This window comes from Mesorhizobium sp. M1252 (genome assembly GCF_040318265.1).
Lineage (GTDB): Bacteria > Pseudomonadota > Alphaproteobacteria > Rhizobiales > Rhizobiaceae > Mesorhizobium.
In genome coordinates, this window is the sequence record NZ_JAMYLX010000003.1 from 221,126 (window position 1) to 247,245 (window position 26,120).

Annotated in this window: 28 protein-coding genes; 7 read left to right on the forward strand and 21 right to left on the reverse strand. The window is 63.2% G+C overall.

Going from position 1 to position 26,120, the window contains the following annotated elements; genetic code table 11:
• Positions 1-26 precede the first annotated feature (26 nt).
• On the reverse strand, positions 27-644 hold the full coding sequence (locus tag NKH22_RS07580) for an MOSC domain-containing protein (protein WP_023705568.1): 618 nt from the start codon (positions 642-644) through the stop codon (positions 27-29).
• Positions 645-713: 69 nt separating this feature from the next.
• On the opposite strand from NKH22_RS07580, the gene NKH22_RS07585 reads away from it, so the two are divergent.
• The gene (locus NKH22_RS07585; protein ID WP_023705569.1) at positions 714-863 is read left to right on the forward strand and encodes a hypothetical protein; all 150 of its coding nucleotides are present in this window, start codon (positions 714-716) and stop codon (positions 861-863) included.
• Here NKH22_RS07585 and NKH22_RS07590 read toward each other — a convergent pair whose 3' ends face one another.
• The 5 genes from NKH22_RS07590 to ettA form a co-directional block, all read right to left on the reverse strand.
• Positions 864-1,985: a beta-ketoacyl-ACP synthase III gene (locus NKH22_RS07590; protein ID WP_352909408.1), complete on the reverse strand. Its 1,122-nt coding sequence runs from the start codon at positions 1,983-1,985 to the stop codon at positions 864-866.
• Positions 1,986-2,121: 136 nt separating this feature from the next.
• Positions 2,122-2,910, reverse strand: coding sequence for a trans-aconitate 2-methyltransferase (gene tam, locus NKH22_RS07595; RefSeq protein ID WP_023744583.1), 789 nt, complete (start codon positions 2,908-2,910; stop codon positions 2,122-2,124).
• Positions 2,907-3,173 carry a type II toxin-antitoxin system RelE family toxin gene (locus NKH22_RS07600; protein ID WP_023668237.1) on the reverse strand — a complete coding sequence of 89 codons (267 nt, stop codon included), beginning with the start codon at positions 3,171-3,173 and terminating at the stop codon, positions 2,907-2,909. The genes tam and NKH22_RS07600 overlap by 4 nt, the downstream gene beginning before the upstream one ends.
• Positions 3,170-3,418 carry a DUF6290 family protein gene (locus NKH22_RS07605; RefSeq protein WP_023668236.1) on the reverse strand — a complete coding sequence of 83 codons (249 nt, stop codon included), beginning with the start codon at positions 3,416-3,418 and terminating at the stop codon, positions 3,170-3,172. The genes NKH22_RS07600 and NKH22_RS07605 overlap by 4 nt, the downstream gene beginning before the upstream one ends.
• Before the next feature lie 62 nt (positions 3,419-3,480).
• Positions 3,481-5,130 (reverse strand): energy-dependent translational throttle protein EttA, encoded by a 1,650-nt coding sequence (gene ettA, locus NKH22_RS07610; protein ID WP_023744582.1) that lies wholly within the window; start codon positions 5,128-5,130, stop codon positions 3,481-3,483.
• 235 nt (positions 5,131-5,365) lie between these two features.
• Between ettA and NKH22_RS07615 the strand changes: the two genes are divergently transcribed.
• Entirely contained in the window at positions 5,366-6,652 is a 1,287-nt protein-coding gene (locus NKH22_RS07615; RefSeq protein WP_023744581.1) for a GGDEF domain-containing protein, read from the forward strand.
• Positions 6,653-6,657: 5 nt separating this feature from the next.
• Here the strand turns inward: NKH22_RS07615 and NKH22_RS07620 are convergent, their stop codons facing one another.
• The 4 genes from NKH22_RS07620 to NKH22_RS07635 all read right to left on the reverse strand — a co-directional run bounded on the left by NKH22_RS07620 (position 6,658) and on the right by NKH22_RS07635 (position 9,791).
• A complete protein-coding gene (locus tag NKH22_RS07620; RefSeq protein ID WP_031194875.1) occupies positions 6,658-7,272 on the reverse strand; it encodes a hypothetical protein in 615 nt (204 codons plus the stop codon).
• A gap of 70 nt (positions 7,273-7,342) precedes the next feature.
• Entirely contained in the window at positions 7,343-8,356 is a 1,014-nt protein-coding gene (locus tag NKH22_RS07625) for a ribonuclease T2 family protein (protein ID WP_023735981.1), read from the reverse strand.
• Positions 8,357-8,454: 98 nt separating this feature from the next.
• A complete protein-coding gene (locus tag NKH22_RS07630) occupies positions 8,455-8,904 on the reverse strand; it encodes a MarR family winged helix-turn-helix transcriptional regulator (protein WP_023714791.1) in 450 nt (149 codons plus the stop codon).
• Positions 8,901-9,791, reverse strand: coding sequence for an alpha/beta fold hydrolase (locus NKH22_RS07635; protein ID WP_352909289.1), 891 nt, complete (start codon positions 9,789-9,791; stop codon positions 8,901-8,903). The genes NKH22_RS07630 and NKH22_RS07635 overlap by 4 nt, the downstream gene beginning before the upstream one ends.
• 140 nt (positions 9,792-9,931) lie before the next feature.
• On the opposite strand from NKH22_RS07635, the gene NKH22_RS07640 reads away from it, so the two are divergent.
• The 3 genes from NKH22_RS07640 (at position 9,932) to NKH22_RS07650 (ending at position 13,768) form a co-directional block, all read left to right on the forward strand.
• Positions 9,932-10,864: an alpha/beta fold hydrolase gene (locus NKH22_RS07640; protein ID WP_023735983.1), complete on the forward strand. Its 933-nt coding sequence runs from the start codon at positions 9,932-9,934 to the stop codon at positions 10,862-10,864.
• A gap of 82 nt (positions 10,865-10,946) precedes the next feature.
• Positions 10,947-12,122 carry a CaiB/BaiF CoA transferase family protein gene (locus NKH22_RS07645; RefSeq protein ID WP_352909291.1) on the forward strand — a complete coding sequence of 392 codons (1,176 nt, stop codon included), beginning with the start codon at positions 10,947-10,949 and terminating at the stop codon, positions 12,120-12,122.
• A complete protein-coding gene (locus NKH22_RS07650) occupies positions 12,119-13,768 on the forward strand; it encodes a thiamine pyrophosphate-binding protein (protein ID WP_023821791.1) in 1,650 nt (549 codons plus the stop codon). The genes NKH22_RS07645 and NKH22_RS07650 overlap by 4 nt, the downstream gene beginning before the upstream one ends.
• Positions 13,769-14,012: 244 nt before the next feature.
• Here NKH22_RS07650 and NKH22_RS07655 read toward each other — a convergent pair whose 3' ends face one another.
• Positions 14,013-15,296: a cystathionine gamma-synthase family protein gene (locus NKH22_RS07655; RefSeq protein WP_023821792.1), complete on the reverse strand. Its 1,284-nt coding sequence runs from the start codon at positions 15,294-15,296 to the stop codon at positions 14,013-14,015.
• A gap of 123 nt (positions 15,297-15,419) precedes the next feature.
• On the opposite strand from NKH22_RS07655, the gene NKH22_RS07660 reads away from it, so the two are divergent.
• Positions 15,420-15,878: an Lrp/AsnC family transcriptional regulator gene (locus NKH22_RS07660; protein WP_023682177.1), complete on the forward strand. Its 459-nt coding sequence runs from the start codon at positions 15,420-15,422 to the stop codon at positions 15,876-15,878.
• 48 nt (positions 15,879-15,926) lie between these two features.
• On the opposite strand, the gene NKH22_RS07665 is transcribed toward NKH22_RS07660, so the two are convergent.
• The 4 genes from NKH22_RS07665 to NKH22_RS07680 form a co-directional block, all read right to left on the reverse strand.
• Positions 15,927-16,898 carry an ABC transporter substrate-binding protein gene (locus tag NKH22_RS07665; protein ID WP_023682178.1) on the reverse strand — a complete coding sequence of 324 codons (972 nt, stop codon included), beginning with the start codon at positions 16,896-16,898 and terminating at the stop codon, positions 15,927-15,929.
• Positions 16,899-16,936: 38 nt separating this feature from the next.
• Positions 16,937-18,091 (reverse strand): ABC transporter permease, encoded by a 1,155-nt coding sequence (locus NKH22_RS07670; RefSeq protein WP_023682179.1) that lies wholly within the window; start codon positions 18,089-18,091, stop codon positions 16,937-16,939.
• A complete protein-coding gene (locus NKH22_RS07675; protein WP_023697049.1) occupies positions 18,088-18,966 on the reverse strand; it encodes an ABC transporter permease in 879 nt (292 codons plus the stop codon). The genes NKH22_RS07670 and NKH22_RS07675 overlap by 4 nt, the downstream gene beginning before the upstream one ends.
• A gap of 330 nt (positions 18,967-19,296) precedes the next feature.
• Positions 19,297-20,088, reverse strand: a complete 792-nt coding sequence (locus NKH22_RS07680) for an ABC transporter ATP-binding protein (protein ID WP_023687997.1) — start codon at positions 20,086-20,088, stop codon at positions 19,297-19,299.
• Between the two features lie 110 nt (positions 20,089-20,198).
• On the opposite strand from NKH22_RS07680, the gene NKH22_RS07685 reads away from it, so the two are divergent.
• Positions 20,199-20,603: a cupin domain-containing protein gene (locus NKH22_RS07685; protein ID WP_031193071.1), complete on the forward strand. Its 405-nt coding sequence runs from the start codon at positions 20,199-20,201 to the stop codon at positions 20,601-20,603.
• Between the two features lie 17 nt (positions 20,604-20,620).
• On the opposite strand, the gene NKH22_RS07690 is transcribed toward NKH22_RS07685, so the two are convergent.
• The 6 genes from NKH22_RS07690 to aptA all read right to left on the reverse strand — a co-directional run bounded on the left by NKH22_RS07690 (position 20,621) and on the right by aptA (position 26,050).
• The gene (locus tag NKH22_RS07690) at positions 20,621-21,004 is read right to left on the reverse strand and encodes a hypothetical protein (RefSeq protein ID WP_031198387.1); all 384 of its coding nucleotides are present in this window, start codon (positions 21,002-21,004) and stop codon (positions 20,621-20,623) included.
• 16 nt (positions 21,005-21,020) lie between these two features.
• Complete coding sequence (locus tag NKH22_RS07695; protein WP_023668216.1) at positions 21,021-21,398, reverse strand: hypothetical protein; 378 nt, start codon at positions 21,396-21,398, stop codon at positions 21,021-21,023.
• Entirely contained in the window at positions 21,395-22,846 is a 1,452-nt protein-coding gene (gene hydA, locus NKH22_RS07700) for a dihydropyrimidinase (protein WP_023668215.1), read from the reverse strand. Before hydA ends, NKH22_RS07695 begins: the two co-directional genes overlap by 4 nt.
• A gap of 62 nt (positions 22,847-22,908) precedes the next feature.
• Positions 22,909-24,159, reverse strand: a complete 1,251-nt coding sequence (locus NKH22_RS07705; protein WP_352909294.1) for a Zn-dependent hydrolase — start codon at positions 24,157-24,159, stop codon at positions 22,909-22,911.
• Between the two features lie 3 nt (positions 24,160-24,162).
• Entirely contained in the window at positions 24,163-24,609 is a 447-nt protein-coding gene (locus NKH22_RS07710) for an endonuclease domain-containing protein (protein WP_023690831.1), read from the reverse strand.
• A gap of 112 nt (positions 24,610-24,721) precedes the next feature.
• Positions 24,722-26,050 (reverse strand): omega-aminotransferase AptA, encoded by a 1,329-nt coding sequence (gene aptA, locus NKH22_RS07715; RefSeq protein ID WP_023687994.1) that lies wholly within the window; start codon positions 26,048-26,050, stop codon positions 24,722-24,724.
• Positions 26,051-26,120: the final 70 nt, after the last annotated feature.

A 26,120-nucleotide genomic window follows, 5' to 3' on the forward strand; every position in this document is an offset into this window, starting at 1 on the left:
GGCGCAGCCCTTGCCCTAGCCCGGTGCTAGGATCGATAAATCCACTGCTCGGGCACGCGCACCGAGATCTCTTCCCCTGTTGTCATACGACCCGGTTTCTCGACCCAGGCAACGAGGCCGCGCAGCCGTTTCGCCGCCTTCGGGAAGGCCAGCGCGCCGGCCTCCGGATCGGCCATCCCGGCGTTTTCGGCAATCGAACGTCCGGCAAGCCGGCAAGGTCCGTTCTGCGCATCAACCTTGATCGTCACGCCATCTCTGAAGAACAGCAGCGTGCCTGACGGCAGCATCGAGAGATGCGGCACGCCTTCGATCAGCAGATTGGCGCCGATCCATTCCGGCTTGATCTCGGCCAGCCCCATCCGCTCGGCAACGACGCCGAGTTCATTCGCTGCTACGATTGATATCTGCCGCTCGTTGCGGATTTCGGTGCCGCGCGGATACCAGGGTTCGCGACCGCCGGAACGACGGGTGGCGCCGGCGTGGAAGTCGCCGTCGATGCCTTCGAAACCGAGCTGCAATGCTTCCACCGGGCGCGTCTGGAAGTGATTCGACGGTGCGACGTACAGAGCGGCCACTTTGGCGGACAGCTTCCTGGCGGGGATGATGTCGACCGGCTTCTCAGACTCCGGGAAGAGGTCCAGCATGGCTTCGTTCCTTCTGCAGGATGACGTCGCAAATAGCCGTAGCCGTGGGCTCGGGTCCAGTCGAAAGCGATGATGATTCGATCAAACCGGCTGATAGCGTCCATCGGCATCGTCATGAAGGCAAGGCTGGAGGAACGCTTTCTGCGCGGAGAACTCGGCAACGCCTATGACGACTATGCCCGCCGCGTACCGATGCTGGTGCCGTTCATGCCGGCCTGATTACAGCATCCGCAAAAGCGCGCCGCCGATCGAATAGCCGGCGCCGAAGGCGCACAGCACGCCGAAATCGCCGGGCTTCATGTCGGCGTGGTTTTCCGACAGCGCGATGATGGCGCCAGCGCCGGCGGTGTTGCCGAGCCGCTCCAGCACCATCGGCGCGCGGTCATGGTCGACCTCGTGGCCGAAGGCCAGTTTCAGGATCATGGCGTTCATTCGCGCATTGGCCTGATGCAGCCAGAATCGCCTGATGGCTTGCGGCGTCAGCCCGTGTTCGGCGAGGAATTCGACAATGAATTTGTGGCCGGCGACGGTGACTTCCTTGAACACCTTGTTGCCGACCTGTTTGATCAGATTGCCTTCGAGGTTGATCATGTAAGGATCGTCCTGGGCGGTTCGGGTGTGATAGCCCAGATTGGTGCGGATATTGTTCGACATCTGCGTCCAGGTGCGCGTGTCCAGCACCTCGAAACGCCCCGGCCGCCTCTCGCCCTCGCCCAGCCCCTCGACCACCATCGCCACCGATGCATCGCCGAAGATGAAATGCGTCTGCCGGTCGCGGAAATTGAGATGGCCGGTGATGATCTCCGGCGTGACCACCAGCACGCGCTTGTGCGCGCCCGCCCACACGAGATTGGCCGCAATGTGCAAGGCGGCCGCGGCCGATGAACAACCAAGCCCCATGTCGAAGCCGGCGCCCTTGGTGCCCAGCGCCTCCTGCATTTCGATGGCGATCGCCGGATAGGGCCGTTGCTGGTGCGAGGCCGAGCAGATCACCAGGTCGATGTCGGACGGCTTCAGGCCGGCATGGTCGAGCGCCTTCCGGGCCGCGGCCACTCCAAACTCGGCCTGCAGCGACAGCGCATCATCGGGCCGCGCCGGAATGCGCGGCGCCATGCGGGTCGGATCGAGAATGCCTTCGCGCTCGATCACATGCCGGGTCTGGACGCCCGAGGCATGGACGATGAAGGCGCTGTCGGATTTCTGCAGCAGCGTCTCATCCGTGCCTTGCCGGCGCGCATTCTCCGTGTCGACCCAGGCGTTGAAACTGGCGACCAGTTCTTCATTGGTGATCTTGGCTTCAGGGATTTCAACGCCGATGCCGCTGATGATGACGCGATGCATATCCAGTCCGTCCATGCGCAGGCATTGTCGTTCTCATGTGAACGACGAAGGGGCGCGACACAACACTTTTCTCACCCCGCCGGTTTACGCCGGCTTAAGCCACAGGCTGTGGGCGGATATCCTCGGGTGCAGAGTGCTAGCCGGCCCGCTTGGCGACGATGAAGATACGCGGAAAGCGCAGCAGCACCTTGCCGTTTGCGGTCTTCGGATAGGCCTCGGTGATCTTGGCGGTGTAATTGTCGAGGAATATCTTGCGCTCGCCGGCGTCGAGCGGATCGAGAAACGGCTTCAGCCCCGTCGACTTCACCCATTCGACGATCACCTCGGCGTCGGTCAGCGGATGATTGTAGGCCGTATGCCAGATATCCACCCGGATGGAGAGCGGCGACAAGAGATCATAATAGAACGACACGGCCGGCAGCGGGCCGCGCGCAGCACCTGCCATCTTGGCGGCGAACGGCATTTCGGCGGCCGTCTCGCGCATCAGCCGATGCGACGGCTCAAGCAGATTGTCGGGCATCTGGACGGCGAGCGCGCCACCCGGCGCAAGAAAGCCCATTAGCCGCTGGAAGACTGCCGGATGGGTCGGCAGCCACTGGAACACCGCATTGGCGAAGATGACGTTGACCGGCCCGGCCGGCTGCCAGGTCGAGGCATCGGCGAGGTCGAAATTGACGCTGGGCAGGCGCGCCCTCGCCTTTTCGATCATGTCGGGAGAGCTGTCGAAACCGATGACCTCAGCATCCGGCCAGCGCTCGACCAGCAGCTCGGTCGAGTTGCCCGGGCCGCAGCCGATGTCGACCACCCGGCGCGGGAAATCCACCGGCACCTGCGCAACAAGATCGCGCGCGGGCCGCGTGCGCTCATCCTCGAATTTCAGATATTGGGCGGCGGACCAGTCAGGTTTTGCGGCTGTGCTGTTCATCGATAAACCTCACGACGGTTGCCAACCTCCACGACCAGCACGACAAGCCGGCTGTCCTGGAACTGAGTAATGATCCTGTGGTCACCGACACGAAACCGCCAAGCTTCTTCCTTTGTGCCCGTCAGGCGCTTGGCAAGGGCTCTCGGATTGGGATGCGCTGAAACTCTCTGATTCAGGAACTCCAGGATGCGCCGTTGATCTTTCGTCGAAAGCCGTTCGATGTCTTTCTCGGCGCGCGGCGTGAACTCGACACGCCAGGTCATTCAGCGGCAGGCTTCTTGCGACGCTCCTCGGCTTCACGACGTTCGAGCTTCCGGATCACTTCATCCAGCGGAATGCGCACACCGTCATCATCTCTCAGGCGTTCGTCCGCAATTGCGGCGTCGTGCCAATCTTCGATGGCCTCGAGGATCGCTTCGGCTGCAACCTGGTCGGCGGTGCGACCGCTGGCCTTGGCCATTTCGGCCAGCAGTTTCTCGGCTTTTTGCGGCAGTTTGACTGTGATCATGGACGACTCCATCCGATCAATTTAGGTCAAACGCACACCGCCTGCAACGGATCGCCGCAGCCCTACCGCGTCAGCCTCTTGTACGTCATCCTGTGCGGGTTGACGGCTTCGGGGCCGAGACGACGGATCTTGTCCTGCTCGTAGTCCTCGAAATTGCCCTCGAACCATTCGACATGGCTGTCGCCCTCGAAGGCGAGGATGTGGGTGGCCAGACGGTCGAGGAACATACGATCATGCGAGATGATGACAGCGCAGCCGCCGAAATTTTCCAGCGCGTCTTCAAGTGCCGCCAGCGTTTCGGTATCGAGATCGTTGGTCGGTTCGTCGAGCAGCAGAACATTGCCGCCGGTCTTCAGCATTTTTGCCAGATGCACGCGGTTGCGCTGGCCGCCGGAGAGGTTGCCGACCTTCTGCTGCTGGTCGCCGCCCCGGAAGTTGAACGACGCGCAATAGGCGCGCGTGTTGGCCTCGAACTTGCCGAGCTTGACCACTTCGGCGCCGCCGGAGATTTCTTCCCAGACGGTCTTTGACGGATCGAGCGCATCGCGGCTCTGGTCGACATAGCCGAGCTTCACCGTTTCGCCGACGCGCACAGAGCCGGCATCCGGCGTTTCCTGGCCGGTGATCATGCGGAACAGCGTCGTCTTGCCGGCGCCGTTCGGGCCGATGACACCGACGATGCCGCCCGGCGGCAGCTTGAATTCCAGGCCTTCGATCAAAAGCGTGTCGCCAAAGCCCTTGGACAGGCCTTCCGCCTCGATCACCACATTGCCGAGCCGCTCGCCATGCGGAATGACGATCTGCGTATCGCTCGGACGCCGCTTGTCGGCTGCATCCAGCAGGTCCTGGAACGCCTGGATACGCGCCTTGGACTTGGTCTGGCGGGCTTTCGGGCTGGACTGGATCCACTCGCGTTCGCGACCGATGGCGCGCTGGCGGGCGTCGTCCTCGCGACCTTCCTGCTTGAGGCGCTTGGCCTTGGCTTCGAGGTACTTGGTGTAGTTGCCCTCATAGGGGATGCCGCGGCCGCGATCGAGCTCGAGGATCCACCCGGTGACATTGTCGAGGAAGTAGCGATCGTGGGTGATGATCATCACGGCGCCGGGATAGGCGCGCAGATGCTTTTCCAGCCACGCCGTGGTCTCGGCGTCGAGATGGTTGGTCGGTTCGTCGAGCAGCAAGAGGTCGGGCTGACGCAGCAGCAGCTGGCAGAGCGCGACGCGGCGGCGCTCACCGCCCGAAAGCTTGGTGACCTCGGAATCCTTGGGCGGGCAGCCCAGCGCTTCCATCGCCATCTCGACCTGCTGTTCGAGATCCCACAAATTGAGCCGGTCCATCTCGTCCTGGAGCTTGGCGGACTCATCGGCCGTCTCGTCGGAGTAGTTCATCATCAATTCGTTGTAGCGCTCGATGATGGCGGTCTTGGCGGCGACACCTTCCATGATGTTCTCGAACACGGTCTTGTCCGGGTCGAGTGCCGGCTCCTGCGCCAGGTAGCCGACGGTGGCGCCTTCGGCCAGCCAGGCTTCGCCGTTCCACTCCTTGTCGAGCCCGGCCATGATCTTGAGGATCGTCGACTTGCCCGAGCCGTTGGGGCCGAGGATGCCGATCTTGGCGTCGGGATAGAAGGAGAGATGGACATTCTCAAGCACCTTCTTGGTGCCATAGGCCTTGTTGAGGCCGGCCATGTGATAGATGAACTGGCGTGCCACGCGCGCTTTCCTTGATGATTGACCGAAAATGTCGGATTGAATGGAGGTTGGCCGCTATGTAGGCGATGCCGGGCCGAACGGCAATCGCTTTTGCCATTTCAAGCCGGGTGTACACCGCACGTTAAGTTTTCCGCCGGTTGTAGGGAGCGTTGAAATCCCCGGTTAACCCTTCAGCGTCAAAACAGGATCGATCGCTGGCCTGTCGCGATCGAAAGTAGAGATCGGACCGAAGGTAGTGCTGAACAGTTTCCTGCTCCTTGCCGAAGCGGTCGTCTACTTCAGCGTCATGGTCACGCTGTTCCGCTTCAGGGATCGCATCGGCCTCGGCGTCTTCGTCTGCGCGCTGGGCGCCATGCATTTCCTCGAAACCTATCTCGCCAGCGTCTTCTATGTCGCCCTGCCCTTCGGCATGGTCTCGCCAGGCTCGGCGGTGCTGTTTTCCGGCAAGCTGGTGATGCTGCTTCTGCTCTACGTGAAGGAAGATGCGGCCACGGTGCGCCAGCCGATCTATGGCCTTTTGCTCGGCAACGCCTTGATGATCGGGCTGGTCCTGATCCTGCGCCTGCACGATATTTCAGCCCTTTCCGACGGCAAGCTTCCCGATATCGGTTTCATCGACCAGTTGGGCTGGCTGATGGTGTGGGGCACGACGCTGCTCTTCATCGACGCCATCCTGATCATCCTGCTTTACGAAAAGCTCGGGCGTTATCTGCGCAAGGCGCCGTTCTCCCGCATCCTGATTTGCGTCGCCTGCGTGCTCACCTTCGACCAGGCCGGATTTTTCACCGCCCTGCATTTCGTCGCAGGCGCACCGATTGCGGTCTTCTTCGGCGGCTGGTTGGCCAAGATGGGTGCCGCTTTTGCCTACAGCGCCATGCTTGTCGCCTACCTCAGATGGTTCGAAACGCGTCAGGTCGTGGCACCCCGCGGGCTGTCCGACGTCTTCGACACGTTGACCTATCGCGAGCGCTACGAAGCCCTGGTCGAACATGTCGGCCGCGACGGCCTCACCGGCCTGTTGCACAGGGGACGCTTTGACAGCGACGGCGAACGTCTGGTTGCCGTCAGCCTGCGCACGGCCCAACCGCTCAGCCTGCTGATCGTCGACGTCGACCATTTCAAGTCGATCAACGATCGCTTCGGCCATGCCGAGGGCGACAGGGTGCTGAGATCGATCGCCCAGGTGCTGACCCAGGCGGCCGGCGCACACGATCAGGTTTTCAGGATCGGCGGCGAGGAGTTCGCCATCCTTTGCTCGCAGCCGCATGCGGTCGCCAGGTTGCTCGGAGAAAACCTCCGCCAGGCCGTCAAAGCGTGCGTAAACCGGTTCGACATCAGCGTCAGCGCCGGCATCGCCACTGTCGATGAGACCGTAGGCTCGCTTGCCGATCTCTTCGCCCTTGCCGACGAGCGTCTCTACAGGGCCAAGTCCACCGGGCGTGACCGCGTCGTCGGCGAAGCGCATGACGATGCCGAAGACCTAACTGCGTGGACATTGCCCACGCGTGGCGTCAGCGGATAAGGCTGTCAGCTCCGCTTGCGCTGCTGCAACGCGCCGACCGCAACTGAAACGGCTATCAGCGCGATGGCCAGCCATTTCAGCACGGTGATGATCGGACTGGCATCGATGTCATAAGCGATGAACAACAGAATGCCGGGCACCAGCAGGCCGCACATGACCAGCATGATGCGGTTGATCTGCCAAGACACTTTTGCTGCCAGCGCTTCGTCACCGGCTTCGCCGACAAGACCGGCGCGCATCTCCCGAGAGATGGCCAACGCGCTCGACAGGCGCATGGAGATCGGCAAGCCGAGCCCGATTATGAGGAAGGCACACGCCGCCAGCAGAGCCGAGAATTTGAGCGCGCTGGTGTCGGCCGGCACCGGAAACAAAAGTGTCGCCAGCGGCAGGAAGACACAGACGATGCCGAGCGCGGCAATGGCGATGAAGATCGCGGCATTGACCCAAGTGAACAGCTGGTAGCGGCTTGCCCCGATCGGCGCGGCAAGCACGCGCATGCGCGCCCACTCGGCATCGGTATAGGAAAAGCCCGGCCATTCCATGCGGCCGTCTTTAATGGCGGTCATCCCCCTGGCCCAGAAAGCCAGCCGCGCCAGCGCGCCTGATGTCATGCCACTCATCGCCACCCCCGCCGAATGAAACACATCCAGACCATATCACCGCGTCACTGCCAAGCGACAGACGGATATCCTACTGGAACCCGGCCGCATCGACCGAGCCCTTCGGACAGCCCGCCTTGGTCGTCGGCGCCGAGGCGAGCATGAGAGTGCCCAGCGAACTGTCGGGGCCGATCGGGCCGGTCAGGCCGAGCGTCAGCTCGCCGATCAGCCGCCTGCCGCTCGACGGATCGACCAGGCAGGAGACACGCACCCGCGCGCCCGACCCGGCGCCGAAGGCGCTGTCGAAGGCGCTGCGGATCTGGTCCGAAGTCAGCTGCTTGCCGACATTCCTGGTGAAGAGCTCGCGCACCGGCGAGGCATTCACCGCCCGCATCAGGTTCAGCGCCTCGGCAAAATACTCCTGCTGGCTCTTGCCGTAGCAGGTGCCGTGCTTGATCCATTCATGCCGTTCGAGCTTGGAGGCGGTGCCCGGCATAACCTGGTCGAGCTCGGCGCGCGTAGCGGCATCGAGATCGACCGGCGGCAGGTCTGCCCAATGGGCCGGATTGTCATTGGCCTTGTCGCTCGCCGGCACCTGGCAATAGAAATTGCCGTTCGGCTGCGGCCAGAGCCCATGCAATGTGAAATGCGACGCGTCGAAGCCGCCCGCCGTCTGCGCCTGGCATTCGGGCTTGCTCGACTTGGTTTCGCAGAAGGCCGGCTGCCAGCTCAGCGCGAAAACATATTCGGGTTTTCCTGAAGCCGGCGCCGCAGGCTTGCCCTGATCGGCGGGCGCGGCCGGCTGGGCGGCTGCGCTGCCGCCGGTGACATGACCGCAGCTGATCTTGACCCAGCGACGCTCAGGATCGGCGCCCGGCACGCGGATGAGGTAATGCGTCGGCGCATCCTTGTTGCCGGCCAGGAGGTCGTAGCTCTGTCCAGCCGTTGTCGCGATATTGCCGGGGTTCTTGCCGCTCTTGATTGCCTGCGTTGCTGGACAGGCAGCATCGGCCACGAAGGAGCCGCTCATCTTCACATCGGCGCGCGCTAGGCCGACACCGGCCAGCGCCACCAACACCGCACCCCATATCGCCGATATCCGCATTCCAGCACTCCTAGCGTTTCATAGCGCAAGCTAGAAACGTGTGACATGTCAGAATTACGATTTCTTTCGTCCGCCGCAAAAAACAATCGCTCGGTCGATCAGACCCCGCCCTCCTCGACCCGCTTCGTCAACATACGCAGCAGATCAAGCGCGGTCTCAAGCACGCGAGGCTCGATGCCCTCGCTGATGCGGTTGGCCCAGACATGCTGGCGCGTGCCGATATCCCTGATCGCGGCCCGGCCCGCATCGGTCATCGCCAGGAGCTTGGCGCGGCGGTGCGCCGGGTTGTCCGCATAGGCGGCGAGCCCTTCGGCGGCCAGAATGTCGGCAAGGCGCTGCACGCTCTGGCGGGCAAGCCCCATGTGGCGGGCAATGTCGGCAACCGATTTCGGCTCCTTCAGCACCGCGCCCAGAACCTGCCAGCGCGCCGCCGTCAACCCGGCAGGCTCCGCCAGCCGGTCGGCCGCGTCGAGAAACCCGCCATTCAGCCGGAACACGGCAAGCACCAGTTCAGTGAGCACATCTCCGGCTTCGGTCCTGCTTGTCATTTCTGGCCGGCCTCGATGGTGGAAACGAAAGTGTTGACGGCTCCAGCCACCGCCTCCGGCTTGTCAAGCATCACCCAATGGCCGGAACCGGCGACGGTTCTGTGGCCAATTCCGCTGCGCAGCCGAAACAGGGCCGCCGCATTGTCATTGGCCTCCGTGGCCAGCACGAAGATCGGCCCGTGATAGGCGTCGAGCGTCGGTTCGGGATTCCATTCCGCCAGCGCCTTGCCGACGCCTGCCCGAGCCGCCGGATCGACCACCGCCGCATCGGCGATGACCTGTTTGCGGACATCTGGGTTGGAGCCGGCGATCGAGGTGTAATAAGCGCTCAGGACATCGCCGCCGTTTGGCCCCGCCAGATCGCGCACGAACCCGTCGCGAATCTCTTTGGGCAGGGCGCGCGGATCGGTCGCCGGATCGACCAGCAGGATGCCGGCAACACGGTCGGCATGGCCGGCGGCATAGGCGAGCGCGGCCCCACTGCCGCCGCTATGTGCAACGAGGACAAACCGCTTCAGGCCGAACGCATCGGCCACCGCACCAATATCGTCGGCACGGCCGTCATAGCCGTAGTCGGCATCAGCTGCAGGCGCCGATGCGCCATGGCCGCGAAAATCGAAGGCGACCGCCTCACGGCCACCTGCGGTGAGCTGCATCACCCGGTTCCACTGTGTGGCGCGGCTGCAGTCGCCATGCGCGAACAGGATCGGCAGGCCGTCGCCGGATTTGATGTCGTAGCCGGCAAGCTGGCCCTGCGGGCCGGCAATGGTTGAGGTCTTCATGGTCATCTCCCTGGTCTGGCTGGAAGCAATGCCGGGCAGGAGCATTGCGGATGAAAGGCTCGCCAGCAGAAACGCGCGGCGCGAAACGGTCGAAACGGTTTTCATACTCATGTTCCCGATGTAATTTGACAGTATGCTGTCATATAACCAAATTGACAGCAAGCTGTCAATAGTGACCCCGGCTGATTTCGACCTCCCCTTGACGTCGGTCCCGCCGTCGCCCAACAGTCGCCGAGGAGCGAGACATGGCATTTGACAAGCAGACGACGCTGGCCTCTCCGACCGGGGCCACGCTCAACCTCTATGTGAAGCACGCGGGGGGCTCTCCACGCGCGGTAGTCCAGGTCAATCACGGCCTGGCCGAACATGCGGCGCGCTATGCCCGCTTCGCCGATTACCTCAGCACCCGCGGCTTTCATGTCTACGTCCACGACCATCGCGGCCATGGCGCGACCAAGGCGCCCGATGCCCCGCTCGGCAGGTTCGCCGGCACAGGCGGCCCGGCCAAGGTGATCGCCGATGTCGATGCCGTCCACGATTTGATCGCAAGGGAGCAGCCCGGCCTGCCGGTCATCCTGTTCGGCCATTCGATGGGTGCGTCGGTGGCGCTCAACTACCTGCTGGCGCACTCGCCGCGCGTCCACGCCGCGGCGATCTGGAACGGCAATTTCTCACAAGGCTTGCTCGGCCGGCTTGCGCTCGCCATCCTCGCTTATGAGCGCTTCAGGCTCGGCTCCGATGTCCCCTCACGCGTCTTGCCCAAACTGACCTTCCAGGCCTGGGGCAAGGCGGTGCCCAACCACAAGACGCCGTTCGACTGGCTGTCGCGCGACGAGGCTGAAGTGGCCAAGTACATTGCCGACCCGCTGTGCGGCTGGGATGCCTCGATCTCGATGTGGCGCGATGTCGTGGAGATGGCGCAGAAAGGCGGCAAGGATGCGGGCTTTGCCGGCATCAGGCGCGACCTGCCCGTCAGCATCGTCGGCGGCGAGAAGGATCCGGCCTCCGACTATGGCAAGGGCATCGACCATCTCGCCAAGCGCATGCGTGCGATGGGCTTTTCGAATCTGGTTTCAAAGGTTTACGCCGACACCCGCCACGAAAGCTTGAACGAGGTGAACCGCGATGTCGTCATGGACGATTTCGCTGCCTGGGCCGATAGCGTGCTCAAACGCTGACATCGCTGGCCCACCGCAAGGCCCGTGACAGCGGCATCCCGGGTTGATAGAGGCTGCGGTTCCGACCCGTTTTTGGTGATTTATGGCTGAACCTCCGCTGAAAGGCGTCCGCGTCGTCGAACTCGCCCGCATCCTGGCCGGCCCCTGGGCAGGACAATTGCTGGCCGATCTCGGCGCCGATGTCATCAAGGTCGAGAGCCCCGATGGCGGCGACGATACCCGCAAATGGGGTCCTCCCTTCGTCATGAGCCATGATGGCGAGAACCTGTCGGCCGCCTATTACCACTCCTGCAATCGCGGCAAGCGCTCCATCGCCGTCGATTTCTCGACGCCCGAAGGGGCCGAGACGGTGCGCCGGCTGGTTGCCACGGCCGACATTCTGATCGAGAACTTCAAGCTCGGCGGCCTCAAGAAATACGGGCTCGATTACGAGAGCCTGAAGGCGATCAATCCAAAGCTCGTCTACTGCTCGATCACCGGCTTCGGCCAGGATGGGCCTTACGCACCCCGCGCCGGCTATGATTTCATCATCCAGGCCATGGCCGGCATGATGTCGATCACCGGCGAGGTCGGGCGCGAGCCGCAAAAAGCCGGCGTCGCCATATCGGACATCTTCACCGGCCTCTATTCGGTGATCGCCATCCAGGCAGCGCTTCGCCATGCCGAAAAGACCGGCCAGGGACAGCATATCGACATGGCGCTGTTCGACACGCAGATTTCCGCACTCGGCAACCAGAACCTCAACTATCTCGTCTCCGGCAAGGCGCCGGTGCAGATGGGCAATGCGCATATGAACATTGCGCCCTATGAGGTTGTCCCGGTCAGGGACGGCCATATCATCCTGGCGGTCGGCAATGACGGCCAGTTCGCCAAATTCTGCGCCGCCGTCGGGCTCGACCATCTCTCAGCGAATCCCGATTTCGCCACCAATCCGGCCCGCGTCGCCAACCGGGTGAAGTTGCGCGAGCACTTGATCGAGACGCTGAAGAATTGGGATCGCGACCCATTGCTGGCCAAGCTCGAAGCGGCAAGCGTGCCGGCGAGCCCGATCAACGACATCGGCCAGATGTTTGCCGACCCGCAGACGATCGCACGCGGCATGCGCCTCGACCTCGACGATGGCCATGGCAATCGTCTGCCCTCGGTACGCGCGCCGATGGTGATGTCCGGCACACCGCTGGTCTATGAACGCCCTTCGCCGCGCCTTGGCGAACACACGCAAGAAATCCTTGCCGAACTGGAGAAGTCTGGACGATGAAGACCGGTGGACAACTGATTGTCGACGCACTCGAGGCGAACGGCACCGACCGCATCTTCTGCGTGCCCGGCGAATCCTATCTCGCGGTGCTCGACGCATTGCATGACTCGCCCATCCGCACCATTGTCTGCCGACAGGAAGGCGGCGCCGCCATGATGGCCGACTGCCAGGGGCGGCTGACGGGCAAGCCCGGCATCTGCTTCGTCACCCGCGGCCCCGGCGCCACCAATGCATCGGCCGGCATTCACATTGCCATGCAGGATTCGATACCCGTCATCCTGTTCATCGGCCAGGTCGCCAGCCACGCCAAGGAGCGCGAGGCTTTCCAGGAGGTCGACTACAAGCGCTTCTTCGGCGACATCGCCAAATGGGTGGTGGAGATCGACGATGCCGCGCGCATCCCCGAACTCGTCACCCGCGCCTTCGCCGTCGCGACATCGGGCCGCCCCGGCCCCGTCGTCGTCTCGCTGCCGGAGGACATGCTGACCAGTCTTGTCGACGCGCCCGCGGCCTTGCCGCACACGCCGGTCGAAACCCGGCCCGGCGAAGCCGAACTCGATGCTTTGGAAAAGCTTCTGGCCAAGGCCAAGCGTCCCTTCGTCATCCTCGGCGGCACACGCTGGGACGAGGAAGCGGTGGCACGTATGCGCACCATTGCCGAGGCCTGGTCGCTGCCGGTCGGCTGCTCCTTTCGCCGCCAGATGCTGTTCGACCATCTGCACCCGAACTATGCCGGCGATGTCGGCATCGGCATCAACCCGAAGCTGGCCACCGCCATCAAGCAGGCCGACCTGGTGCTGCTGATCGGCGGCCGCATGGGCGAGATGCCGTCCTCCGACTATACGCTGCTGAAGAGCCCTTACCCCGACCAGACGCTGGTCCATGTCCATGCCGATGCCGGCGAACTCGGCCGTGTCTACCGGCCGACCCTGGCGATCAACGCTGCGCCGTCGGCCTTCGTCGAAGCCTTCGCCAAGCGCAAGCCAACGTCCACGCCAGCCTGGGCGGATGAGACAGCGAAAGCACACGCTGCCTACCTCGACTGGTCGACGCCTCCTGAGACCGGCCCCGGCACGGTCCAGATGGGGCCGATCATGAACTATCTGGAAAAGATTTTGCCCGATGACGCCATTTTCACCAACGGCGCCGGCAATTACGCCACCTGGGTGCACCGCTTCCACCGCTTCCGCCGCTTCGCCACCCAAGGCGCGCCGACCTCCGGTTCGATGGGTTACGGCACCCCGGCCGCGGTCGCCGCCAAGGCGCTCCATCCCGACCGCACCGTGATCGCCTTTGCCGGCGACGGCTGCTTCCTGATGAACGGACAGGAATTCGCTACCGCCGTGCAATACGACCTGCCGATCGTCGTAATCGTCGTCAACAACGGCATCTACGGCACCATCCGCATGCACCAGGAGCGCGACTATCCCGGCCGCGTCGTCGCCACCGATCTTAGGAACCCTGACTTTGCCGCTCTTGCCCGCGCCTATGGCGGCCACGGCGAGACGGTCGAGAACACGGCAGATTTTGCCCCTGCCTTCGAGCGTGCCCGCGCCAGCGGCAAGCCGGCGATCGTCGAAATCAGGCTCGACCCCGAGGCGATCACGCCGACGCGGACGATGACGCAGATCCGCGACAAGGCCTAAGAACTTCGTAGCGAAAGCCGAGTTCGTCACACCCCCCTCTGTCCTGCCGGACATCTCCCCCGCAAGGGGGGAGATCAGAAGTCACATCGGCCTTTGCCAATCACCAACGTTGAAGATGAGGGCCGGCGGTCAAGCTGCCAATCTCCCTCCTTGCGGGGGAGATGGCCGGCAGGCCAGAGGGGGGTGCTGTCCCGCCGACGCTGCCAAGGCGATTGCCCCTTTCCTGATATCTACAAGCGAGCTATCAGACCGCTGCCATCGCCTGCGTCAGGTCGGCGATAAGATCGTCCGGATGCTCGACGCCGATCGACAGCCTGACCGTCGTCTCCAGCACGCCGATGCGCTGGCGCACGTCGAAGGGGATGCCGGAGTGCGTCATCGCCGCCGGGTGGCTGGCGAGTGACTCCGTGCCGCCGAGGCTCACCGCCAGCTTGAATATTTGCAGCCCGTTGAGAAATGCGAAGGCCGCCTTCTCTCCGCCTTTGATATCGAAAGAAAATGTCGACCCGGCGCCGCTGCATTGCGCCTTGTAGGCCCGTCCCGCTGCCGTATCCTCGCCCAGGAACGGCAGGTAATGCACCTTCTCGACCTTGGCGTGATCGCGCAGGAATTCGGCCACGAGCCGCGCATTGTCGTTGGCGCGCTCCATGCGGATCGACAGCGTCTCCAGCGAGCGGCCGAGCATCCAGCAGGAATGCGGATCGAGCTGCGTGCCGATTGCGCCGCGCAGCGCCTTGATTGGCTTGGTCACCGCCTTGCTGCCCATCGCCGCACCGGCGATCAGGTCGGAATGGCCGCCGACATATTTGGTCAGCGAATAGACGGAGACATCGGCGCCATGTTCGATCGGCCGCTGGAACACCGGGCCGAGCAGCGTGTTGTCGCAGACAATGATCGGCGTTGATCCTTGGCTTGCGCCGATCTCGTCGGCAATCTTCCGGATCAGTGCGATGTCGACCAGGCTGTTGGTCGGATTTGACGGCGTTTCGATGAGAATGACCGAGACACGCCCCTTCGCCACCGCTGCATCAGCAGCGGCCCGCACCGCCTTCTCGTCGACGCCGTCGGCGAAGCCGACAGCGCCGATGCCGAAGCCGGACAGCGTGCGCGTCAAAAGCGTCTCAGTGCCGCCGTAAAGCGGCTGCGAATGCAAGATGACATCGCCCGGACGGGCATAGGCGAGCAGCGTGGTGGCGATCGCCGACATGCCGGACGAGAACAGGATGCAGGCGTCCGTTCCCTCATAGACCGCCAGCCGGTCCTCGACGATCTCGGAGTTGGGATGATTGAAGCGCGAATAGACCAGGCCGGACGCCGTGCCGCTCGGCGGCTCCTTGCGGCCGGATGTGTAGTCGAAGAAGTCGCGCCCCTCCTCCGCCGATTTGAACACGAAGGTCGAGGTCAGGAACACCGGCGGCTTGACGGCGCCTTCCGACAGTTGCGGATCGAAGCCATAGCTCAACATCAACGTTTCCGGATGGAGCTTGTGGTTGCCGATGTGGGTTTTCGACGGGCGCGGCGCGGTCATGGCTTTTCCTGCGTTCTAGAGGAGTCTCGTCCAGCAATTTATGCGATCCCGGTCCACCAGTCCTTGCTATTTTCGGCCTCGCATGGCTGCATCCCGGCAACAAATTGCCGAGCGAGAGCAAAAGTGCAGCAGAAGATAGCCGACGATTTCGACCGCAAGATCCTGCGCGAGCTGCAGGCCGACGCCCGCATCACCAACAATGAGCTTGCGGAGCGCATCGGCCTGTCGCCGTCGCCATGTTTGAGGAGGGTACGCCGGCTGGAGGAGGCCGGCATTATCCGGGGCTATACCACGCTGGTCGACCCGGCCGCCTTCGGCTGGAACATGGTCGCCATCGCCACCGTTCGGCTCAGCCGCCAGAACGAGGACGAGATCGTCATGTTCGAGGACGCCATCCGCGGGTGGGAGGAGGTGCTGGAATGCCACCTCGTCACCGGGTCGCGCGACTATGTGCTGAAGGTGGTGACCGGCAGCCTCGAACAGTACGAGCGCTTCATCAAGGAAAAGATCGCGCGGCTGAAATGCGTCGCTTCGATCGAGACCAGCTTCGTCATGAACACCATAAAGGAACGGCGCCTCTGACATTTGGCCAAAGGCGCCGCTCTCGAGGTCGAAATTGCCTGGCCAGGCTTATTTGATCGCCTTGTCGGTGATGGCCGTGGTGTAGGCGCCGGTCGGCGCCTTGGTGATGATCTTCTGGTCGAGCAGCGCCTTGGCGGTGCGCTCGTAGGTCGCCGGGTCGAGCTTGCCGTCGGCATTGTCGATCAGCTTGGCGACTTCGCTCATCATCCGCTTCTGGTGGTTTTCGTCCTGGCCACCGCCGTCCATGACAATGCCCGCGGCCTCGTCATTGTTGTCGATGGCATATTTCCAGCCCTTCATCGAGGCGCGCACGAAACGCACCATCTTGTCTTCGAAAGCCGGATCCTTGAGCTTGTCTTCCGAGGCATAGAGCCCGTCCTCAAGCAGGTCGTTGCCCATCGCCGAGTAGTTGAACACGGTGAGCTGGTCCGGCTTGTAGCCGGCATCGATCAGCTGCCAGTACTCGTTGTAGGTCATGACCGAAATGCAATCCGCCTGCTTCTGGATCAGCGGCTGCACGTCGAAGCTCTGCTTCAAAACCGTGACGCCATCCGGGCCGCCTTCGGTCTTCAGGCCGAGCTTGTTCATCCAGGCGTAGAAAGGATATTCGTTGCCGAAGAACCAGACGCCGAGCGTGTGACCCTTGAAATCGGCTTCGGTCTTGATCGGGCCATCCTTCGGGCAGACCAGCTCCATACCGGCCTTCTTGAACGGCTGGGCGATGTTGACCAGCGGCACGCCCTTTTCGCGCGCGGCGAGCGCCCCGCCCATCCAGTCGACGATGACGTCGGCGCCACCGCCGGCGATCACCTGCTCGGGTGCGATATCGGGACCGCCCGGCTTGATGTCGACGTCGAGGCCTTCTGCTTCATAAAAACCCTTGGCCTTGGCGACATAGTAGCCGGCAAACTGCGCCTGCGTGACCCATTTCAGCTGCAAGGTCACCTTGTCGGCGGCCATTGCCTGGAACGCGGCCAGCGACATCGCGCCGGCCAGCATCGGAATGATCAGTCTTTTCATGTTTTTACCCTCTGAAGTTAACACCCGAACCCACCGCCCTATCCACCACGGACAGAGGGATGCCAAAACGTGACGGCTCTCTCGACGAGAGCGACCACGCCATAAAAGACCGAACCCGCCAGTGCTGCAACTGCGATTTCGGCCCAGACCATATCGATGTTCATCCGCCCGACCTCGGTCGAGATGCGAAAGCCCATGCCGACCACAGGCGTGCCGAAGAACTCGGCGACGATGGCGCCGATCAGCGCCAGCGTCGAGTTGATCTTCAGCGCGTTGAAGATGAAGGGCGCTGCCGCCGGCAGCCGGAGCTTCAAGAGTGTTGGCCAGTAGCCCGACGCATAGGTGCGCATCAGGTCGCGCTCCATATGGCCGGAGGCGGCAAGACCGGCAACCGTGTTCACCAGCATTGGGAAGAAGGTCATGATGATGACGACCGCGGCCTTGGACGGCCAGTCGAAGCCGAACCACATCACCATGATTGGCGCCACACCGATGATCGGCAGCGCCGAGACCATATTGCCGATCGGCAGCAGACCGCGGCGCAGGAACGGCACGCGGTCGGCCGCAATCGCCACCAGGAAGCCGGCGCCGCTGCCGATGACATAACCGAAGATCACCGCCTTGAAGATGGTCTGCCTGATATCGGCGCCGAGCACCGGCAGGGAACTGGCGATGCGCACACCGATGGCGCTCGGCGGCGGCAAAAGGATGAAGGGAATGCCGGCGCCACGCGTCACCGCTTCCCATATGATCAGGATCCAGGCGCCGAAGATCGCCGGGATGATGAGGCGCAGCGCCATCCGCGCCCCTTTTGCCATCGGGCGAAGCCCCGACAGCACCGCCACACAGCGCCAGGCCAGCAGCCAGGCAGCGGCGAGCAGCAGGAAATACGGCGCCAATGCCGTGCCTTCGAAACCTGTAATGCCCGAGATCAGCATCCAGGCGACGAGATGAGCGCCGATGAACAGCACCGCAGCCTCGGCCAGCGGCGAAATTCTGATCATCGAGATCAGCCCTGCCAGCACGGCCAGGCCGATCATCGGGGTCTTTATCCCGAAATAGGGGTAGTCGAAGCTTGCCGTCGGGTCTGCAAGGGCGGCCGCTTCCGGCTTCGACATCGCACCGAGCGCGACGGCGACGAGGCACAGCGCAATGGCCAGCACGGCTTGCCAGGAGGGCTTCAGCCAGTTCATGCCGGCCTCCCGCCCATCGCGCGGTCAACGAGGCGCCCGGCTATGCCGACCACCATGACCAGAAGGGCCGCCACCACCGAGCCCGCCACAAGGGCGGACCAGATGTCGATGGACTGGCTGTAATAGGCGCCTGCCAAAAGCTTGGCGCCGATGCCGGCGACAGCACCGGTCGGCAGTTCGCCGACAATGGCGCCGACCAGGCTCGCCGCCACCGCCACCTTCATCGAGGTGAACAGGAACGGCACCGAGGCCGGCACCCGCAGCTTCCAGAAGGTCTGCGAGACACTGGCATTGTAGGTGTGCATCAGGTCGAGATGCATGAGTTCGGGCGAGCGCAGGCCCTTCACCATGCCAACCGTCACCGGGAAGAACGACAGGTAGGTCGAGATCATCGCCTTTGGGATCAGACCGCTGATGCCGATCGCCCCCAGCACGACGATGATCATCGGCGCCACCGCCAGAATGGGAATCGTCTGGGAGGCGATGATCCACGGCATCAGGCTGCGGTCGAGCGTCGCCACATGCACGATGCCAACCGCGATGACGATGCCGAGCGCCGTGCCGAAGGCAAAGCCGAGCAACGTCGACGACAGGGTCACCCAGGCATTGTAGACGAGGCTTCGGCTCGATGTGATGGGCCGCAGGAAGGTGTTCTCGAAGAAGTTCACCGCCACCTGATGCGGCGCCGGCAGCGTCGGCTTGGGCTGCGACAGCGTCTTGCCGATGAATTCGACGGTGCCGTGGGTTTCCCCGGCGCGCCGGTCGAGGTCGCGCTGGAAGGGCGCGTTTAGGATGACGGCGAAGACATACCAGAGCACCACCACGCCCAGGAGGATGGAGGTCACGGGGATGAGTTTTTCGCGGAAGGTGTCCATCAGGCGCGCTCCCCTTCTCCTCTCCCCGCCGGGAAGAGGGTGGCCGGAGCGAAGCGGAGGCCGACCACCTCCGCGTTCGTCATCCTAGGGCGGAGCGACGCGAAGCGTCGTGCAGACCCTAGGATCCATTCCGTGACGTTGGCCGAGGGGTATAAGCGGTTGAGAATGTTCGCCTTCGCGGGCGCAGCGGCGTGTGCACCGTTTTGCACCGTTGCGGACCGTATAGGTAACGGTATGGATCCTAGGGTCTGCGCCGCGTCGCTTCGCTCCTTGCTTCGCCCTAGGATGACGAAGGCGTGGCGGCGACGTCCGCACTCATTCGCTACCCCCTCAATCATCATAGCTGTGCCCTGCCCTCAAGCCATCGCGTACCCTGGCCGCGATCGCCAAAAATTCCGGCGTCTCGCGGATGTCCAGTGGCCGCTCCTTTGGCAGCGTCGATTCGATGATGTCGGTAACCCGACCTGGGCGCGGCGACATGACGACGATGCGCGTCGACAGATACACCGCCTCGGGGATGGAATGGGTGACGAAGCAGATCGTCTTGTTGGTGCGCGCCCACAATTCCAGAAGCTGTTCATTGAGATGATCGCGCACGATCTCGTCCAGCGCGCCGAAGGGCTCGTCCATCAGCAACAGGTCGGCGTCGAAGGCGAGCGCGCGGGCGATCGAAGCGCGCTGCTGCATGCCGCCGGAAAGCTGCCAGGGGTATTTCTTCTCGAAGCCGGAGAGGTTGACGAGCTCCATCGTGCGCTTGATGCGCTCGGCCTGCTCCGCTCTCGAAAGGCCGATGATCTCCAGCGGCAGCGCCACGTTACGCTCGATCGTGCGCCACGGGAAAAGGGCTGCCGCCTGGAAGACGTAGCCATAAGCGCGTTTCTCGCGCGCCTGTTCCGGCGTCATGCCGTTGACCGAGATCGTGCCCGATGTCGGTTTTTCCAGATCGGCGATGACGCGCAGCAAGGTGGTCTTGCCGCAGCCCGATGGGCCGATGAAGGAGACGAACTCGCCCTTGCCGATGGTCAGGTCGACATTGGAGAGCGCCTCTACCGGACCGTCATTGGTCTGAAAGGTAAGGCCAAGTCTGCTTGCCGAGACGACGGCTGGCGATTGTCCCGTCATCGCTTGCTGCCTGCCTCTCGCAGCCGCCCAGGATGAAATGCCGTTGCATTCGCGTTGATGTTGCTTTCCACTCGTCCAATCCCACCCAATCGACGCCCGGAGCCTTGCCGATGTCGCCCAAACCCACTTGTCACCTTATCCGTCCTGAAAGCACTTATGAAGGCAAGCAGGGATTGACCTATTTTGCCGGCATTGCAGCCGAGACGGTCGGCTCGTCCGGCATCTGCATGCATCTGCTCACCCTGCCGCCTGGCGCCCGCGCCAAGGCGCATCTGCATGAAAGCCATGAGACGGCGATCTATGTGCTCTCGGGCGAGGTCCACACATGGTATGGCGACAGGCTCGAGAACCACATCGTCGTCAAGGCCGGCGACCTCTTCTACATCCCGGCCGGCGTACCGCATCTGCCGGCCAATCTGAGCAACGCCCCGTCCTCGGCCGTCATCGCCCGCACCGATCCCAATGAACAGGAAAGCGTCGTCCTGTTGCCGGAACTGGATGCGCTGGTGGCCTGACGCTGACGGGACTGCCGTCATTTGCACCGCGCCACTTCGCCCATGACATTGCCGTCGTCGTCGGCGACCGTCAGCTTCTTGGCGTTCTTGGCGCTGCGCTTGATGGTGAATTTGGTCGGCTCCTGTCCCTCTTCGCCTTCCGCCTCGCATGTTGCCGTCACCACCAGCGACCCATCAGCCTGCGCTTGCTTCTCCGTGAAGGTGCAGGCGCTGGCGGCGGTGACCAATGCCTCGTCGGTCAAAAGCAGCATCCGATCGGCGGCGACTTCCTGGCCGTTGCGGTTGATGCAGCCATATTTGTCCCCATAGGGTCTCGTCAGGTCGATGCCTGCCGCAAGGGCCTGACCCGCAGCCAGAACGACTATCATCGCAACAGACGGCCCCAAACCGCGCGCGCTCATTCCCCCAGCTCCAACGTCACGAACACGGTTGCAACGGCCCCATTTCTTCAAGACCGGGAATGGTCACGAAGAACCCACCCTCGCCCTTGTTGGTGACCACAACGGTTTCAGCCGTCGTCCCCGCCTCGCCTTCGGCGGAACAGGTCGCATCAAGCGATTGCGTGCCCGGCGCCCACGTCAATTGCTGCGCGAACCGGCAGCCGCTGCCATAGGTCTCGATGCCTTCGGCGGTCAGCACGATATAATCGTCCCGGCCCTGAAAACCGGCCTTTGCAAAGACACAGCCGGCATCGTTGCCCCAGGAGCCGGCCAGCCTCTCGGCCCCTGTTGCCGGACCAGCGACCACCATCGCCACGACCAGTGAAATGAGCGCCCCCGGGCTCCGCAACGTCAAACGCCTGTCGCCGGAATGCCGGTGCGTTCCACCTTGCGCGGCGCGGTAATGTCCTTCCAGGTCGACAGAGCCCGGTTGACCGCCGCGTTCGGCTCGCGGGCGACGAATTCGCCATGGCCGGGCTTGGCCTTGACCTCCGCTTCCTCGACCGACAATTCGCCGCGCGAAAAGACGAAGCGCGGCAGGCCGGTCACCTCAAAACCTTCGAAGACGTTGTAGTCGATCACCGATTGCTGCTTCTTCGAGGTGATGGTCTTCTTGGCGCTGGGGTCCCACACCACGATGTCGGCGTCCGCGCCTTCGACGATGGCGCCCTTCCTAGGATACATGTTGAGGATCTTGGCGATGTTGGTCGAAGTCACCGCGACGAACTCGTTCATCGTCAGCCGCCCGGTGTTGACGCCCGTCGTCCACAGCACGGGCAAGCGGTCTTCGAGCCCGCCGGTGCCGTTCGGGATCTTGGTGAAATCGCCGAGGCCGTTGCGCTTCTGCTTGGTGGTGAAGGCGCAGTGGTCGGTCGCCACCACCTGCAGCGATCCCGCCTGCAGGCCGGCCCACAGCGAATCCTGGTGCAGCTTGTTGCGGAAGGGCGGGCTCATGACGCGGCGCGCCGCATGGTCCCAATCCTTGTCGAAATACTCGCTTTCATCCAGCGTCAGATGCTGGATCAGCGGCTCGCCGAAAACCCGAATGCCCTTCTGGCGGGCGCGGCGGATGGCTTCGTGGCTCTGCTCGCAGGACACATGCACGACATAGAGCGGCACACCGGCCATGTCGGCGATCATGATGGCGCGGTTGGTCGCCTCGCCTTCCACTTCCGGCGGCCGCGAATAGGCGTGTCCCTCGGGACCATTATTGCCGGCAGCGAGCAGCTTTTGCGACAGCGCCGCAACCACGTCGCCATTCTCGGCATGAACGAGCGGCAGCGCGCCGAGATCGGCGCAGCGCTGGAACGACGCGTACATCTCGTCGTCGTCCACCATCAGCGCGCCCTTGTAGGCCATGAAATGCTTGAACGAGGTAATGCCTCTGTCGACGACGGTGGCCATCTCGTCGAACACCTGCTTGCCCCACCAGGTGATCGCCATGTGGAAGGAGTAGTCGCAGGCAGCCTTCGAGGTCTTGTTGTCCCACATCTGCAACGCTTCCAGCAGCGATTGCTGCGGCGCCGGCAGGCAGAAATCGACCACCATCGTGGTGCCACCGGAAAGGGCCGCACGCGTCCCGGACTCGAAATCGTCGGCCGAATAGGTGCCCATGAACGGCATTTCGAGATGGGTGTGCGGATCGATGCCGCCCGGCATGACGTAACAGCCGCTGGCGTCGAACTCATGGTCGCCATGCAGGTTCGAGCCAATGGCGACGATCTTGCCGTGCTGCATCAGCACATCGGCCTTCCAGGTGCGGTCGGCGGTGACGATGGTGCCGTTTCGGATGACTTTGGTCATTGTCGTGTTCCCTTGTTCTCTTCGCGCTTCTTGTGAGCGTCGTTTTGAATACAGATCTTAGTTCACGCCACGATCCCCGCTGTCTCTACCACCGCATGGAACAGCACGTCGGCGCCGGCGCCGGCCCATTCCTTGGTGATTTCCTCAGCCTCGTTGTGTGACAACCCGTCAACGCAGGGGCACATCACCATGGCGGTCGGCGCAACGCGGTTGATCCAGCAGGCGTCGTGGCCGGCGCCGGAGACGATGTTGCGGTGGGAATAGCCGAGCCGATCGGCGGCGTCGCGGATCGCCTTGACGCAGCCGGCATCGAAGGTGACCGGATCGAAAGCGCCGACCTGCTCGACCTTGTACTGGATGTCGAGCGCCTCACAGATTGTGTCGATGCCTTCGCGCATGCGCCCATCCATCGCGTCCAGCACTTCCTTCTCGGGCGAGCGGATGTCGATAGTGAAGACGGTGCGCCCGGCGATGATGTTGCGCGAGTTCGGAAACACCTCCATGTGGCCGACCGCGCCGACGGCGTCGGGCTGGTAGTCCATGGCGATCTCGTGCACCAGTTCGATGACCCGAGCCATGCCGAGCCCGGCATTACGGCGCTTGGGCATCGGGGTCGAGCCGGTATGCGCCTCCTTGCCGGTCAGCGTTACCTGCAGCCATTTCAGGCCCTGGCCGTGGGTGACGACGCCAATGTCGATGCCTTCGTCCTCGAGGATCGGCCCCTGCTCAATATGCAGTTCGAAGAAGGCGTGGATCTTGCGATCACCGACTTTCTCGGTGCCTTTCCAGCCGATGCGCTCCAGCTCCTCGCCAAATTTCCTGCCCTGTTTATCAGTGTGCTGATACACGTCCGCCTGATCGAGCACACCGGCGAACACGCCGGACGCCATCATAGCCGGGGCAAAGCGCGAGCCTTCCTCATTGGTCCAGTTGGTAACGACGATTGGATGCCTGGTCTGGATGCCGAGATCGTTAAGCGAGCGAATAATCTCCAGCCCGCCGAGCACGCCGAGCACGCCGTCATATTTGCCGCCGGTCGGCTGCGTGTCGAGATGGCTGCCGACATAAACCGGCGGCAGGCTGGGATCAGCGCCTTCCCGGCGGGCAAACATGGTGCCCATTTCGTCGAGCCCCATTTCGAGCCCGGCCGCCTCGCACCAGCGCTTGAACAGATGCCGTCCCTCGCCGTCCTCGTCGGTCACGGTCTGGCGATTGTTGCCGCCGGCAATACCGGGGCCGATCTTCGCCATCTCCATGATGGAATCCCACAAACGGTCTGAATTTATTCGCAGATTCTCGCCCGGGGCGGCCATGCTCTAAAACCTCATCGGTTGCGGGGCGGCGGCGTCCCCCTCCCCCTCGAGGGGAGGGTGGCCGCGAAGCGGTCGGGTGGGGTCGCCCGCGACGCGCGCGACCTTCTCTTTGACCACCTGCGCGACGTGCCAAGCGCTGTTTATGACATCGGGCTCGTCAACACGGAAGACTTCAAATCCGAGCGATCGCAGATAAGCATCGCGAACGGCATCGTGCCGCCTACCCCTGTCGTGTTCGTGCATGTCGCCATCGACCTCAACGATCAGCTTCACCGCCAAGCAGGCAAAATCCACGATGTACGGGCCAATCGGGCACTGACGGCGAAACTTGATGCCGGCTGATTTCAGGTCCCGCAGTTCATACCACAGCAGCGATTCTCCCTTGGTCGCGTGAATTCGAAGCGCTCGCGCCTTTTGGCGCATTTCGAAGCTCACGCGGGTACGGGGCATCAGGAGCGGCCTCGGAACAAAAGAGCAGGTCGGCGTCCGGTCGCACCGACCCCACCCGACCGCTTCGCGGCCACCCTCCCCTCGAGGGGGAGGGCTATCCGCGCCCGGTTTGTCAATCGATCGCCCTCAGCACTTCTCTGACATGGTCGATCAATTCGTTGATCTGGCCCTTGGTGATGATCAGTGGCGGCGACAGCGCGATGATGTCGCCGGTGGTGCGGATCAGCGCGCCGCGCTCGAACGCCTTGACGAAGGCCGAGAAGGCCCGCTTGGTCGGGCTGCCGGCGATCGGCGCCAGTTCGATCGCGCCGATCAGGCCGATATTCCGGATGTCGATGACATGCGGCTCGCCCTTCAGCGAATGCAGCGCATCTTCCCAGTAAGGCGCCAGTTCCTCGCCGCGGGTGAGCAGGCCCTCTTCCTTGTAGGTGTCGAGCGTGCCGAGTGCCGCGGCGCACGCAATCGGATTGCCCGAATAGGTGTAGCCGTGGAAGAACTCGATCATGTGCTCGGGGCCGGTCATGAAGGCGTCGTGGATTTCCTTCTTCACGAACACCGCGCCCATCGGGATGACGCCGTTGGAGACGCCCTTGGCGGTGGTCATGATGTCGGGCGTGACGCCGAAATAATCCGCTGCGAACGGCGCGCCGAGACGGCCGAAACCGGTGATGACCTCGTCGAAGATCAGCAAAATGCCGTGCTTGGTGCAGATCTCGCGCAGTTTCTGCAGATAGCCCTTCGGCGGCAGGATGACGCCGGTGGAGCCGGCGACCGGTTCGACGATGACGGCGGCGATGGTCGAGGCGTCATGCAGGGCAACGATGCGCTCCAGCTCGTTGGCGAGTTCCGCGCCATATTCCGGCACGCCCTTGGAGAAGGCGTTCTTTTCCGGCAGATGCGTGTGCGGCATGTGGTCGACGCCGCCGAGCAGCGTGCCGAACATCTTGCGGTTGGTGACGATGCCGCCGACCGAGATGCCGCCGAAATTGACGCCGTGATAGCCGCGTTCGCGGCCGATCAGGCGGGTGCGCGCGCCCTCGCCCTTCACACGGTGATAGGCGATCGCCATCTTCAGCGCCGTTTCGACCGATTCCGAACCGGAATTGGTGAAGAAGACATGGTCCATGCCCTTGGGCGCGAGATCGACCAGGCGGTTTGCCAGTTCGAACACGATCGGGTGTCCCATCTGGAAGGCCGGCGCATAGTCGAGTTCGGCCGCCTGATGCTGGATCGCTTCCGTGATCTTGGGACGGCAATGGCCGGCATTGACGCACCACAGGCCGGCGGTGCCGTCGAGCACCTTGCGGCCGTCGCTGGTGGTGTAGTGCATGTCCTTGGCGGACACGAACATGCGTGGCGCCTGTTTGAACTGCCGGTTCGCGGTGAACGGCATCCAGAATGCGCTGAGATCGTTCGGCGTGACTTTCAGCCGGTTGGACATGACCAAGACTTCCCCTTGTAACCTGTTTCGGTGCGGCTAACGCTTGGTCTTTCCAAAGCTTGGTCTTTGC